This is a genomic window from Oleiharenicola lentus (assembly GCF_051660365.1).
Lineage (GTDB): Bacteria > Verrucomicrobiota > Verrucomicrobiia > Opitutales > Opitutaceae > Lacunisphaera > Lacunisphaera lenta_A.
In genome coordinates this window covers 2,598,604-2,613,127 of the sequence record NZ_JBOZXB010000001.1, presented here as the reverse complement: position 1 = coordinate 2,613,127, position 14,524 = coordinate 2,598,604, and the positions used below count along the sequence as shown (strand labels likewise).

The 14,524-nt window shown below is 60.4% G+C and carries 10 protein-coding genes; 6 read left to right on the top strand and 4 right to left on the bottom strand.

Going from position 1 to position 14,524, the window contains the following annotated elements:
* Positions 1-116 precede the first annotated feature (116 nt).
* The gene (locus tag ACRRQW_RS09930; protein ID WP_438481189.1) at positions 117-875 is read left to right on the top strand and encodes an FkbM family methyltransferase; all 759 of its coding nucleotides are present in this window, start codon (positions 117-119) and stop codon (positions 873-875) included.
* A gap of 37 nt (positions 876-912) precedes the next feature.
* Here the strand turns inward: ACRRQW_RS09930 and ACRRQW_RS09925 are convergent, their stop codons facing one another.
* Positions 913-1,698, bottom strand: a complete 786-nt coding sequence (locus ACRRQW_RS09925) for a hypothetical protein (protein ID WP_438481188.1) — start codon at positions 1,696-1,698, stop codon at positions 913-915.
* A gap of 51 nt (positions 1,699-1,749) precedes the next feature.
* Positions 1,750-2,841 carry a chorismate synthase gene (gene aroC, locus ACRRQW_RS09920; protein ID WP_438481187.1) on the bottom strand — a complete coding sequence of 364 codons (1,092 nt, stop codon included), beginning with the start codon at positions 2,839-2,841 and terminating at the stop codon, positions 1,750-1,752.
* A 419-nt stretch (positions 2,842-3,260) separates the two neighbouring features.
* Between aroC and ACRRQW_RS09915 the strand changes: the two genes are divergently transcribed.
* The 5 genes from ACRRQW_RS09915 (at position 3,261) to ACRRQW_RS09895 (ending at position 11,852) form a co-directional block, all read left to right on the top strand.
* Complete coding sequence (locus tag ACRRQW_RS09915) at positions 3,261-6,257, top strand: TonB-dependent receptor plug domain-containing protein (protein WP_438481186.1); 2,997 nt, start codon at positions 3,261-3,263, stop codon at positions 6,255-6,257.
* 255 nt (positions 6,258-6,512) lie between these two features.
* Positions 6,513-7,964 (top strand): amidohydrolase, encoded by a 1,452-nt coding sequence (locus ACRRQW_RS09910; RefSeq protein WP_438481185.1) that lies wholly within the window; start codon positions 6,513-6,515, stop codon positions 7,962-7,964.
* A 173-nt stretch (positions 7,965-8,137) separates the two neighbouring features.
* On the top strand, positions 8,138-9,574 hold the full coding sequence (locus ACRRQW_RS09905; protein ID WP_438481184.1) for an amidohydrolase: 1,437 nt from the start codon (positions 8,138-8,140) through the stop codon (positions 9,572-9,574).
* A gap of 95 nt (positions 9,575-9,669) precedes the next feature.
* On the top strand, positions 9,670-10,710 hold the full coding sequence (locus tag ACRRQW_RS09900; RefSeq protein ID WP_438481183.1) for a pyridoxal-phosphate dependent enzyme: 1,041 nt from the start codon (positions 9,670-9,672) through the stop codon (positions 10,708-10,710).
* Positions 10,711-10,727: 17 nt separating this feature from the next.
* A complete protein-coding gene (locus tag ACRRQW_RS09895) occupies positions 10,728-11,852 on the top strand; it encodes a HupE/UreJ family protein (protein ID WP_438481182.1) in 1,125 nt (374 codons plus the stop codon).
* Positions 11,853-11,987: 135 nt separating this feature from the next.
* On the opposite strand, the gene ACRRQW_RS09890 is transcribed toward ACRRQW_RS09895, so the two are convergent.
* Positions 11,988-13,118 carry an alanine racemase gene (locus ACRRQW_RS09890; protein ID WP_438481181.1) on the bottom strand — a complete coding sequence of 377 codons (1,131 nt, stop codon included), beginning with the start codon at positions 13,116-13,118 and terminating at the stop codon, positions 11,988-11,990.
* A gap of 16 nt (positions 13,119-13,134) precedes the next feature.
* Positions 13,135-14,478 carry a hypothetical protein gene (locus ACRRQW_RS09885; RefSeq protein WP_438481180.1) on the bottom strand — a complete coding sequence of 448 codons (1,344 nt, stop codon included), beginning with the start codon at positions 14,476-14,478 and terminating at the stop codon, positions 13,135-13,137.
* Positions 14,479-14,524: the final 46 nt, after the last annotated feature.

Sequence of the window (14,524 nt, the reverse complement as noted above, 5' to 3'; positions counted from 1 at the left end):
TTGTTAGGGCCACCGCGCGGGCGTTCACCCCGTTTTAACTGCTATAAACCACAACACCCCGTGGTTTTTAACTTGGCCATTGCCCTCGGCATTCGCGGGTTCTGTCTTTGCCACGAATGAATTTCCTCACCCGCCCGCTCAAGCGCGTGCTGCAATGGCCACCGATTGCGCGGTTGCCCGTGCGGGTGCGCAGCGGGGTTGCCGAGGGTGCGCGCTGGTCGTTTTTCCCGTGGACGGCTTACTGGCGCGGCACGCATGAGCCGGAAGTCCAGAAATTGTTGGCCGAATTGTGGGATTGGAAAGGCAAACATGTGTGGGATCTGGGCAGCCATTACGGCTTGTTTGCCGTGGGCTTGGGTCGACGCGTGGGGGCGCAAGGAAGCGTGGCGGCGTTTGAGCCGAACCCGTTGAGCTATTCACGACTGCAACTGCACATAGCGAGAAACCATCTGCGTTGGGTAAAAGCGTTTCCACTGGCCTTGAGCAATGTGACCGAGTCCCAACGTTTCTTCGCCTACAAAGGCTTGGAAAGCACCTCGACGCATCTCGCCTATGAAGGCGAGACGTGGGATCCAAGCATTCCCACGATCACGGTTACCACGTGCCGTCTCGATGACTTGGTGGCCGCAGGGAAAATCCATGCGCCGGACTTCATCAAACTGGATGTCGAAGGGCACGGCCACAAGGCCCTGCTCGGAGCCGAGCAAACTCTGCGTGCGCATCGCCCCACCCTTTTGCTGGCGATTCATAGCCACGCAGAACGGGAAGGTATCAAAGCGCTGCTGGATCCTTTGCGCTATAACTACGTGCCGGTGCTGCCTGACGCGCCGCCGGATCTGCAGTGCGCGTTCGATTATCTGGCGCGACCACTTTGACGCGGATTCACGCGCGAGCGCGCCAGCGCGTGCGAAATTATTTCGCCAGGTAATCGCGGATATCAGGCACTTCTTTTTCGCGACGACCGCTGCGTTGGCGCACGAAATACGGTTCAGGCGGAAGCAAGCCGGTGTCTTCTTCGTCGAGATCTTCTTCGTCATCGTCGGTCTCAAGACCTTCGATTTCGTAAATTTCCCCTTCCTCAAAATACTGCGAGATGCGGCGCGGCGTCGGGTCGAGCAGCAAGGCAGGATTCGTGAGATCGCCTTTTTTTACGTAAACGAAATGGCACGGGAACGACTGGTCTTTGTAGTGTGCGATGAAATCGCTGAGCCATTTGTTCGCGACGCCTTCGCGATTCGCCAGAAACACGGCGTCGGCGAAATGGATGCAGGCATCGAACCACTGGCGGAGGGCCGGATTCTTTTCCGCCAGCTGGCAATCCACGGTGCAAAAAATCCGCGCGAGTTCCGCGTCTTGGGAGATAAGCCAGGGCTTCAAGGCCTCGATTTGATCCATCGGGCTCACGCGCGAATCGGCGATGAAAAAAATCGTGTCAGCACCCGCGAAATCGACCGCCGGCAATTCGGCTGGCTCGATCGAATGGGCGGGCGCGGGCGTCCATTCCCAGCGCGCCACGGCGGCATTTTTTAATTTGGCGAGCGCGGCGTCGGACTCGGCGGGCTTTTCGTTTTCGGCGAGCAGGACGAGCACTTTCTGTTCTTCCGCGAGACCGTTTTGAATCAAGTCACGCACGATTCCACGGCGGCCCGAAGCGGGCGTGCCCACGATAAAATAAACCAGCGGTTTCGAAGAACTCATCTCACCGCAAAGATGCGCAAATTGTGCAAAAGACAAGCCGCCACGGGCCGCTTAAAATTTAAACGTATGATTCTGCGCGCGATCCCTCATCCAGTGGTCGAGCAACACGAGCGCGGCCATCGCTTCCACGATGACGACCGCACGCGGCACCACACACGGATCGTGCCGCCCGCGCGCCTTCAATTCCGTCTCCGCGCCGTGCACGTCGACCGTTTGCTGCGGCTGGAGAATCGTCGCCGTCGGCTTGAACGCGGTGCGAAAAACCAGTTCCTCGCCGTTGCTGATGCCGCCTTGCACGCCGCCCGAACGATTCGAGGTGGTCACGACGCGGCCGTCGCGTTTCACGAAAGGATCATTGTGCTCCGAGCCTTTTTGCGCCGCACCCGCGAAACCGCTGCCGATTTCGAAGCCTTTTGTTGCGGGCAAAGAAAGCATCGCTTTCCCGAGGTCGGCTTCGAGGCGATCGAAAATCGGTTCGCCGAGACCGACCGGGAGATTGCGCACGCGACACTCGATGACCCCACCGACAGAATCGCCGACGCTGCGGACTTCTTTAATCCGATCGATCATGCGCGTCGCGGTTTCAGGATGCACGCAGCGCACGGCGGAGGCCTCGACTTCCGCGAGCGTGGGGAATTTTTCCGAGGCGGGCGCGACGAGGTTGTGGATCTGCGTCACATACGCGCGAATCTCGACCCCACCGGCGGCTTGGAGAATTTTTCGCGCGATTGCGCCCGCCGCCACGCGGCCAATGGTCTCACGAGCGGAAGAGCGTCCGCCGCCGCGGTGGTCGCGATGACCGTATTTAGTCTGATAAGTGTAGTCCGCATGCGACGGACGGAATTTCTCGCGCATCTCGTCGTAGGCCCCGGGACGCTGGTCGCCGCTGCGCACCATGAGTGAAATCGGCACGCCAGTCGTGAGGCCTTCGAAAACGCCCGAGAGGATTTCCACCTTATCCTCTTCCTTTCGCGGCGTGGTGATATCGCTCTGGCCGGGACGCCGGCGATCGAGATCGCCCTGAATATCTTCCACGCTCAGCGGGAGTTTTGCGGGGCAACCATCGACGACTACGCCAATGGCGGGCCCATGGCTTTCGCCCCAAGTGGTAATACGGAAGAGTTGGCCGAACGAATTAGACACAGGCCGCGAACGTTGCGCTTAGGTTATTCTCAGGCAAGCCTTAGCTGGGGCATAGCCCCGAGGAGGGAACTGGGCGCGTTTTGACGTTTCATCGCGAGCCGTGCGCACTTGGTCGCGGTCTTTGTGCAAAGTTTAGGGGATTTGGATAGGGGACTCCCCTGATTTTACCTATCAGAAAAACGGAGGTGTTACTGTGGCAGTAGAAATGCTAGCTTCGCTAGGTCGACGAAGTTGCCAACGGATTTGTCGTCACAAATTCGGGGCGTTTCGGCCGACTCTCACCGATGAACTCTACACACCAAGCATCCTCGCCGCTACGGCACAGTCTTGCCGCGCTGCTGTTAGTGTCAGTTAGCACCACGGCATTTGCCCAGATCGCCCCCACTCCCACGACTCCAGCGCCGCCCCCCGCTGAAACTGTGGTTCTCGAAAAATTCGTAACCACGGGCTCGTCGATCAAACGAACCGACACGGAAAAAGTGCTTCCGGTCACCGTGTTTTACGCCGAGCAAATCGAAGCGCGTGACTCGAGCACGACCATGGATTTGCTGCAGGGCATCCCCCAGATTACGAACATCCCGTCCAACGAAACCTCGACCAACGCGGTCGCTTCGCGCGGTGGTAACGCCGCCGCAGCGCTTCGTGGTATCGGTGCCGAAAACACCCTCGTGATGTTCAACGGACGCCGCCTGCCGATCAACGCAGTCAGTTCCCTGCCCGCCACCTCCACGGTCAACATCAACACGTTGCCCACGGTCGGCCTGGCCCAAATCGAAATTCTTCGCGACGGTGCCTCGGCCCTCTACGGTGCCGACGCGGTCGCGGGCGTGATCAATTTCATTTCGAAAAACGATGTGAACGGCGGCACGATCCAAGCCCGTTTCGGTATCACCGAACAGGGCGGCGGCGCGGAAGCCACCGGCACGATCAACTTCGGCACGCAGTTCGCCGAAGGCAAAGGCCGTTTGGTCACCACGATCAGCCTCTTCAATCGTGACGCGATCTACCTGCGCGAACGCGAAATTTCCGCTTCCTCGAACCGCCTCGACCGCGCGCGCGCTCCGTGGAATATCGACGGCAGCGTCTATGATGGTCGCTCCGCGATCACGCAGCATGCCACCTTCCGTCTCGGCACCGACGCGGTCGCCGGCACTGTCTATAGTTTGAATCTGGACGCCAGTGGCGTGCCCACGATCTCCACCGCCGCCCGTCCGCGCTCCCAATACACCGATTACAATCAGTTTGTCACCGGTCAGCCGAGCAGCACCCGCGCAAATCTGTTCAGCCATTTGGAATATGATCTGAGCCAAAACATCACCGTCTTCGGTGAAGTGCTTGGCTACCTCGCGAAATCCCGCACCGGTCGCCAGCCGATCACGCTGAATTCTTCCGACGCGCGCATCACCCTCAGCGCGGACAATCCCTACAATCCTTACGGCTCGACCTTCTACAGCCCGACCGGCGTCGGTGGCCGACTCGTCGGCACCCCGCAAGCCATCACGGTCACCACCGTCCTCATCAACGACGGCGGCAACGAAAATATCGAAGCTTCCGACGCCATGTATCGCGTGCTCGGTGGCGTGAAAGGCAAGTTCGGCGAAACCTGGTCATGGGAAACCGCTGCGATGCTCGGTGGCTACCGCATCACTGACGCCGCCACGAACAGCATTCGTGAATCGCTGCTCAAAAAATCCGCCCTCCGCACCGGCGCCGATGCGTGGAATCCGTTTGGTTACACCTTCAAGATCGTCGGTGGTGCCGTTGTTTACGACAAAGCCTACACCAATCCCGCTGAAGTGCGTGATTTCTATACCGAGTCCGCCAAACGTTTCGGTCACTCTAAGATCGCCAGCTGGGATTTCCGCACAGGCGGCGAAGTGGTTGATCTCTGGGCCGGCCCGATTGCCGCCGCCGGTGGTGTCGAATACCGCTATGAGTCCAAGGCCGACTACAAAGCTCCCTACATCAGCATGAATCCCACGACCGACACCACGGTCGAGCAGGGCAACAACGACATCTTGGTCATGTCGCCGAAGTATAATTACGAAGCCGACCGCACGATCGCCAGCGCCTACGCTGAAACCGTCGTCCCGCTCGTCGCCGACAAGAACGACATCCCGCTCACGCAATCCCTCGAGTTGACCGGCTCCGTTCGTTACGAGAAATACAGCGACTTCGGCAACGCCACGAAGCCGAAGTTCGGCATCAATTGGAAACCAGTGAAAAGCGTCATGGTGCGCGCCTCGTATAACAAAGGTTTCCGCGCTCCCGATCTCACCACGATGAATCAAGCCGCTTCCTTCACCGTCGGCACGCCTCCCGGCACGCGCGATCCGGTGCGCAGCGATTACTTCGTCCAAGCTGGCCAGGCCGTTGACGCCCAAGTGCTCAACAAGACCTACACGCTCCCGAATCCGAACCTGGCGCCCGAAGAATCTGAAGGCATCAGCGCCGGTATCGTGTTCGAAGTGCCAAAGGTCAAGGGCCTCTCCGTCAGTATCGACTATTGGGAAATCGAGCAAAACAACCTGATCATCAGCAAAACCCGTGACGCCACGGCCATCGCTGACGACCGCGCCAAGCTGCTCGCTTACACCCAAGCCCAACTCGCCGCTGGTCAGAACATCCTCGCGATCAACGTCGGTTCCCGTGTCGACCCCTCGTCCACCACGGTTTACCAAGGCAACGAATACACGCTGCGCGCTCCCGTCACCGCCGACGATATCGCCCGCTACCAAGCGACCTACGCCGTTCTCCCGCAGAACCAATGGATCGCCCCGCTCGGTCAATGGATCGGCGCTTCCACTCAGGAAGTTAACGGCACCGGCAAAGCCTTCACCAACGGTTTCGACTACGAAATCGACTACAACCTGCCGCGCACACCGATCGGTCAATTCCGCCTCACCTCCACGTGGTCGCAATTCTTGAACAAGTTCATCAAGGACAACCCGACCGACGTGAAGAACGACACCGTAGTCGCCATGCTCACGCCGGAATGGCGCTCGTCCACGACCGTTCAATGGAAGAAAGGCTCCTGGGGCGCTTCGCTCAATGCCGTGTATTCCAGCGATATTCGCACGAATGCCCAAACCACCGCGGCCCTCTACACCGCCGCTGGTTCGCCAGGCTACATCAAGGTCGTGCAGAATGACGGCACCACCTTCTACTACGAAGAAGGCGAGCCCACCCTCCAGCTCAACCTCGGCATCACCTACAAGTTCGGTCGCGATGCCAACAAGTGGATGCGCAACACCAATGTCCGTTTTGGTGTGAACAACCTCCTCGACGAAGAACCGCCGTTAGTCGCCGCCACGGAAGCCGGCACGGGTTCCAACATCCCCGGCTACTCCGGCAGCAACGGTTCCAGCCTCTGGATCGGTCGCGCCTTCTCGGTCACCCTCACCCGCGAATTCTAATCAGTTCGTCATGGGTTCTTAAAAACAGAACCAAACTCTCAGGGGAAACGTCTCACGGCGTTTCCCCTTCTTTTTTCCAAGCATCAAAAGGGAGGGGCGGTTATCCCTAACTGCCCTGATCCTCGCGCCACCACTTGCAGTTTTTTTAACCACGGATGACACGGATTTTTCCGGATAACCTCATCCGTCTGATCCGTTAAAATCCGTGTCATCCGTGGCTAAAAAATTCCCTACAAACCCCAAAAACCCGCTCTCATGAAAACCGCTCCCTGCGTTCGACTTCCTGTGCTTACCGCGCTCGCGGCGTTAAGCGCCAGCGCCGCCTTCGCCCAAACCACCAAAGACGACGTCACCAAACTCCTCGACTCGCGCACTCCGACCTACGCCGACGTCGCGATGAAAATCTGGAACTACGCCGAAGTCGGCTATCAAGAAGTCAAAAGCTCCGGCTTGCTGCAGGAGCAATTCAAACAAGCCGGCTTCACCGTCGAAGCGGGCACGGCCGGCATGCCGACCGCATTTGTCGCCAGCTACGGCAGCGGTCACCCGATCATCGGCATCCTCGGCGAATTCGACGCGCTGCCCGGCGTCTCGCAAACCGCCTCGCCCCAACGCGAGGAACGCGCCGACGCCAAAGCCGGCCACGCCTGCGGCCACCACGTTTTCGGCGCAGGCTCCACCGCGGCCGCCATCGCCGTGAAAGACTGGCTCAAAGCCACCGGCACCAAAGGCACGATTCGTTTCTACGGTTGCCCCGCGGAAGAAGGCGGCTCCGGCAAAGTTTACCTCGTGCGCGACGGCGCCTTCAAAGATGTCGACGCCGTCCTCCACTGGCACGCGGGCGACCGCAACGGCGTCACGATGTCCAGTTCGATGGCCAACAAGTCCGGCAAATTTCGTTTCAACGGCATCTCTTCTCACGCCGCGGCCGCTCCCGAGCGCGGTCGCTCCGCCCTCGACGGCGTCGAAGCGCTCGACCACATGGCCAACATGATGCGCGAACACGTGCCGTCCGACACGCGCATCCACTATGTCATCACGCGCGGTGGCGAAGCGCCAAACGTCGTGCCGGCTTTCGCCGAAGTTTACTATTACGTCCGCAGCCCCAGCCGCGCCACCGTCGCCGACGTCTGGGGTCGCATTGAGAAGGCCGCCGAAGGGGCTGCGCTCGGCACGGGCACGAAGGTCGATTGGGAAGTCACCGGTGGCGTTTACGAAATGATGCCCAACGAACCGCTCGGCCGCGTCATGCAGGCGAATCTCGAAAAAGTCGGCGGCATCACCTACGACGAAAAAGAAAAAGCCTTCGCCGAAAAAATCGGCAAGACGCTCCCCAGCGGCCGCCCCGCCGCGCTCGAACTCGCGACTCAAGTGCAGCCCTTCAACCCCAACGCCGCGCCCTTCCCTGCGTCGACCGACGTGAGCGACATCAGCTGGGTTGTCCCGACGATGGGCATCGGCACCGCCACGTGGGTGCCCGGCACGCCCGGACACAGCTGGCAAGCCGTCGCCGCCGGCGGCACCACCATCGCGACCAAAGGCATGATGGTCGCCGCAAAGACGATCGCGCTCAGTGCCATGGATCTCTTCACGAATCCGCAAATCGTCAAAGACGCGAAAGCCGATCTCGATCGCCGCCGCGGCAGCGATTTCAAATACGAATCCCTCGTCGGCACCCGCAAACCCCCACTGGACTACCGCAAATAAAAATTACGCCGCGTTCGCGCGTTTCTTTTTACCACGGATAACACGGATGATTACGGATAAATTCACGGACAAAAAATTTCCGTGCCATCCGTTTTAATCCGTCCAATCCGTGGCCAAATAAAATTACCCGCTCACCTCACCGTCCTCGCTTCCACTCACCACTCTCACACCACATGAAAAAAACTACCCTCCTCATCTCGCTCCTCGGCGCCGCGCTCGCGGCTCCCGTGTTCGCGCAGACCACGAAAGAAGACATCATCAAACAAATGGACGCCACCAAGGCGCCTTACGAAGAACTCGCGCTCAAAATCTGGAACCACGCCGAGCTCGGTTACCAGGAAATCAAAAGCTCCGCCGCGATTCAGGAGCAGCTCGCCAAAGAAGGTTTTAAAGTGGAAGCCAACGTCGCCGGCATGCCGACTGGCTTCGTCGCGAGCTATGGCAGCGGCCATCCCATCATCGGCGTGCTCGGCGAATTCGACGCACTCCCCGGCGTTTCACAAACCGCCGATCCTGTCCGCAAAGAACGCGCCGACGTCAAAGCCGGCCACGCGTGCGGCCACCATTTATTTGGCGCGGGCTCGGCTGAAGCCGTCGTCGCGGTGAAAAACTGGATGAAAGCCACCGGCCAGAAAGGCACGATTCGTTACTACGGCACGCCAGCCGAAGAAGGCGGCGCGGGCAAAGTTTACATGGTGCGCGATGGTCTTATGAAAGACGTCGACGTGGTGCTCCACTGGCACGCCGGCGATCGCAACCTCGTGACAAACTCCCAATCGCTCGCGAACAAGTCCGCGAAGTTTCGCTTTCGCGGCATCTCCTCGCACGCCGCGGCTGCGCCGGAACGCGGTCGCTCCGCGCTCGATGGCGTCGAAGCCCTCGATTTCATGATGAACATGATGCGCGAACACGTGCCGGACAGCACCCGCATCCACTACGTGATCACGCGCGGCGGCGAAGCCCCGAACGTCGTGCCCGCGTTTGCCGAAGTTTATTATTATGTCCGCAGCCCGAGCCGCGACACGGTGCAGGAAGTCTGGGGCCGCCTCGAAAAAGCTGCCGAAGGCGCTGCGCTCGGCACCGGCACGACGGTTGATCGCGAGATTATCCACGGGGTCTACGATCTGCTCCCGAACGACGCCCTCGCCGCCGTCATGCACGCCAACTTGGAAAAAGTCGGCGGCGTCACCTACGATGCGAAAGAAAAAGCCTTCGCCGCTGAAATCGGCAAAACCCTGCCCGGTGGCAAACCCGCCGCGCTGGAAATGGCTTCGTCCGTGCTCCCCTACAACTACGTGCGCGAAGGCGGCGGCTCGACCGACGTCGGCGACGTCAGTTGGAACGTCCCCACGATGGGCGTCCGCACCGCGACTTGGGTGCCCGGCACACCCGGCCACAGCTGGCAAGCCGTCGCCTGCGGCGGCACCACGATCGGTTTGAAAGGCATGCAAGTCGCCGCCAAAACCATCGCGCTGACTGCGATCGATCTCTTCCAACAACCGGAAACGATCAAAGCCGCAAAAGCCGAATTCGAGAAGCGCCGCGGTTCTGATTTCAAATACGAGTCCATGCTCGGCGATCGCAAACCGCCGCTCGATTTCCGTAACTAAGCGGTCGCATCTCACGCGGCGCGGTGCCGAGTGTGCCGTATCTTCGAACCCCGGAAGCTTTTACGGGGTTCCTCGGATATCACCTGCCCCGCCGTGTGCTCTACACTCCTGCCCCGTTGCCCACGCTGGCCGCGGCACCCACCATGGAAATTTTCAAAGAGTTGGAAAATGTGCGCACTGTGCACACCCGCATCGCCGGCGCGATCCATCGCACGCCCGTGCTCACCAGCCGAACGCTCAACCACGACAGTGGCCTCGAACTTTTTTTTAAGTGCGAAAATTTCCAGAAAACTGGCTCCTTTAAAATTCGCGGCGCGAGCAACCTGATTCTCTCGCTCACTGACGACGAAGCCAAACGCGGCGTCGCCACCCACTCTTCTGGCAATCACGGCGCGGCCATCGCGTGCGCGGCGGCCATCCGCAGCGTGCCCGCGCACATCATCATGCCCTCCAATTCGCCGCTCACCAAACAAGCGACGGTGAAACGCTACGGCGGTCTGCTGACCTTGTGCGAGCCGACCTACGCTGCACGCCAAGCCGCGTGCGCTCGGATCATGGAAGAAACCGGCGCACAACTCGCCCACTCCGCCAACGATCCTCGCGTCATCACCGGTCAAGCCACGGTCGCGGTGGAACTCGCCGCACAAGTCCCCGATCTCGATCTTATCATCGGCCCGGTCGGCGGGGGCGGTCTCGCGTCCGGCTTGGTCGTCGCAAAACACACGTTGAAACTTCGCCCCGACATCATCGCCGTCGAACCTGAGCAAGCCAACGACACCTACCTGTCCCTCAAAGACGGTAAGTTACATGCGCCTCATCCCAACACGATTGCCGACGGCCTCCGCGTCGGGCTGGCCGAACGGCCATTCAATATTCTCCACGCGACCAACACCGAAGTCGTCACGGTCTCGGAACACGCCATCGCGCAAGCGATGAAGCGACTCTGGGAAGTGCTCAAAATCGTCGTCGAACCAAGCGGTGCCACTCCCTTCGCGGCAATTCTCGAAGGAAAATTGCCGGCGCATTATCGCCGGATCGGCATCGTCGTTTCCGGCGGAAATCTCGATCTCACCAAGATTCCGTGGATCGACCACCCTGAGTTACTCGCGCCGTTGAAGCCCGCCGCGACGGCGTGAGGGTTCGCGCCGCAGCCTTGTTCGTTTTTCTGGCGGCGGCGCTTCTGTCTCGCGCCCACGAACCGGGCTTAAGCAGCCTCCATCTCGTCGGTCGTCCGGGTTGGGGCGAAGCCGTCATCCAATTCGCGCCGACCGATTTTTTATTCCTCGCGCCGATCGATACGAATAAAGACGGCGCACTTTCCCGCGCCGAATTCGAAGCCGGCCGCGCCGAGATCGAGCACACCGCGCTTTCCTGGCTGCAAGTCAACGTCAGCGGAAAACCCGCGCCGCAACGTTCGCTGGGCGTCCAATTTCAGGACAAGGAAAACAATATCGTCCTCAACGTGCTCATCGACGCCGCGCCGCTTGAAATCTGGAATCTTGAATTTCCTCGCCTGAAAGATCTGCCCGAACGGCACCGGCAATTTCTCACCGCCGCCGGCCAAAGCCGGCGCGTGGTCATGGAAACGCTCATCGCGGCGTCTTCACCGCAGGTCACCGTCAACTGGAGCGCCACCGGCGGTCGCTTGGTTGAAAACTCGCTTGAGCTCTCGCTGGACGTCGAAGGATCCGCTCAAAACAGTTCCCCGCACGCCAGTGGATCAAAAATTTTCGGCAGCTTTTTCCTGCTCGGTGTGGAGCATATTCTCATCGGCTTCGACCATTTGTTGTTTCTCGCGGGCCTGCTGCTCGCCTGCCGTGGCATCCGCGGGATGGTGGCGGTCATCACCAGTTTCACGTTGGCTCACTCGATCACCCTCGCGCTGGCGACGTTCGATCTCGTGAAAATTCCCGGCTCATTCGTCGAGCCCGCCATTGCGGCGTCGATTGTGTATGTGGGGATCGAAAACATCGTGCGTCGTGACCGCGAACGCTCGCGCTGGCTGCTCACGTTTATCCTCGGTTTGGTGCATGGCTTCGGCTTCGCCGGTGTGTTGCGCGAATTGGGCATCGGCGCAAACGGCAGCTCGTTCGCGGCCCCGCTCATCGGTTTCAATCTTGGCGTCGAAATTGGCCAGCTCGCCGTGGCCGCGATTTTCCTGCCGCTGTTATTCTGGCTGCGTCGTTACCCGTGGTTCGAACGTCGCGGCGTGATTATTCTTTCTGCGCTGGTAGCGGGGGCCGGAATTTTTTGGTTTATCCAACGCGTCTTTTTCTGAGGGAAACTGTCGTTGGTTTTACGGGGTTCCACTTAGCCGCGACGGCACGCAGCAAGCTACACTTCCATTCCAGTTACGTAGTATTGTAATTAGGGTTGGGGGCCCGGGTCAGCGGTGATCCGGGCCTTGCCGTTTTCACCAGCCATTCACGCGCGACCACACCGCCACGACGTTTCCGTTTTCCACTACGTGATAAGAATCGTAAGCCGCCGCCGTGATGCACGCGTGATTGGGCAACACGCGCACGCGGCTGCCCAGCGGGAATTTTAAAAAATCGATCGGCTCCGCTGATTTCACGACCCCGTGTTCTTGAAAAGCGTAACTCACCGTGAGTTTTTGTTTCAACGGCGTGCCGTCTTCATTCGCGATCAAACCAAAACCCATGTCGCCCGCCGGCCCGAGTGCGGCCGTGCTCCGGTCTTTTGAGAGCGCCAGCGAGCCCGCGTCGATAATCAGGCTGTTTTCCTCCGGCCGTTGACGAATCACCGTCGCCAGCACCGACACCGCGATATCGCTCATCGTGTGCGAACCGATACCCGCCTGATACAAATCGCCAAATGTGTAAACGCCGCAACGCAGCTCCGTGATTCCTGCCGAAGGCTTCGCCGCCACCGCCGTGGGCGTCGACCCCCAACTCACCACCTCGATCGCGAAACCCGCTTCGTTGAGCCGCTTGGCGGCCAGCTTGACGACGTGATGCTCATCTTCGGAAATTTTTGTCCGCGCCGCCGCATCCGTCGCGTAAGCATGCCCGCCGTGCGTGAACACACCCGAGATGCGATGTCCGCCGTCGCGCAAGATGCGCGCGATCTCCAGCAACTCCGCCGAATCCGCCTGCACGCCGCCCCGGTGTTCGCCGGAATCGATTTCAATGCGCAAGGTCAGCGCGACTTTTATTTTCGCGCTCTCCGCCACGATCTGCCGCGCCGCCTCGACGCTATCCACGCCAGCCTGAATTGAAACGCCTGCCTTCACCAACGCCGCCAGCCGCGCCACGTGCCGGCCGATAATCGACACCGCGTAAAAAATATCCACGACCCCGCGCTCCGCGAAAAACTCCGCTTCCTTCAACGTCGACACCGTGATGCCGCGCGCGCCGCGTTCCAGCGCGAGGCGGGCGACTTCGATGGACTTCGCCGTTTTCAAATGCGGGCGCAGCGCGACTCCGAGGAGATTTGCCTTCGCCTGCATGCGATCGAGGTTGCGCACGAGAATGGCCTTATCCAACACAAGCGCCGGGGTGGTGACGTCAGAAAGCGTTTTCATAAGATGATAAATTCATTCAACCGCCGGCTCCCGGGCGAGCATATCCGGTCGCACCGCGTTCCACTTGCGGTTCGTAAAGCGGCAACACGGCGGCCCGGCGCACCCAGCCTTCCGCGCCACTCCGCACTTTAATCCGGCTCCAGCCAAAGTAATGGCCCTCGATCGTCACGATCTGGCCCGCCAGCAAAGGCGTGGTCTTTTCCTGCTCCACCAATTCCGACGGCACGTTGCGCAACTCCGACGTGCGCGTGATGCACGCGGCGTTTGGTTGCGCGAGCACGCCGTAACGCCCGACGCCCGCCACGCCCGCGCCAAACCCAACGACGCCGACCAGCACCAAGCCCAGCGCCAATCGTGGCAGAATTTTTCCGCGTCCATAAAAGCCCACGACGCCGACCCCAAAGCCAAGTGCCAGCACCATCGCGGAAACTTTCGCGAGTCGCTGCCATTCGCCGGGCGACAGCACTTTGAAAACGCGCTCGTGCCACTGCCCTGCCACGATTCGCCGCAAGGTCGGATCGACGCCGTCCATTTTTTCCACGACTGCGGTTATGCCCGCACCGATCGAGGCTTCACGCGGTTGCTGCACGAATGCCGCCACCCAGTGCGCCGTCGCGGGCCCCCATAAATCCTCGGCCTGATACGAAATCGCCACATTTCGCTGCGCTGCCCAATCGCGCGGATTTGTCCGGAGGTGCTGCATCCACACTTCGCGCGCCTCGACAAAGTGCGCCTGCAACTGCGGATCTATTTTCGGCGCCGCGTTCATGTCGCCGGGAAACTCCAACGCGCCGAAAGCCACCAGCACCACTGCGCGCGGCAGCCAGTGGTGGCGTCGATTCGGCCAACGCGAAGCCACGCGCATGATCGGAGTTTTTTCGCACACGCGCACCGCGCGCTCCACCCAATCGCCGCGCACCGCACCTTGCGGAGAAAACAACGCCGCGCGCGCTTCGCTCCACAATGCCATCCACGCGATTGTGTCGGGCGCCGGCGTCAACGCGTTCACGCCGGCCTGGAAATCACGCAACGTCGGCGCGGCTCGTGGCACCGCGAACAATTGCGCGGCCAATGCACACCACCGTTCCAGTTCGGCCGGTGTCGGCACCCGATGGGCCGCACGCAAACCACGCACCAATTTCTCCAACGCACGGCGCGCTTTGCGTTGCGCGTAAGTCGCCTCGGTTCGTTCCGCGCGCACTAAAGCCAGCACCGCCCACAACAACAGCGCGGGCAACACTGCACCCGCCAGCCAAAGCAGTGTCGCAAATTCACCCGGCGCAATCGCCGATTCGCCCATCGGCAGCGGCATCAAATCCGGACTAGCCACCGCCGTGATCGCGCAACTCAGCGCTATCACACACGAAAACAAAATAGGTAGGGCCCGATCTCCGGGCGGGCCGATG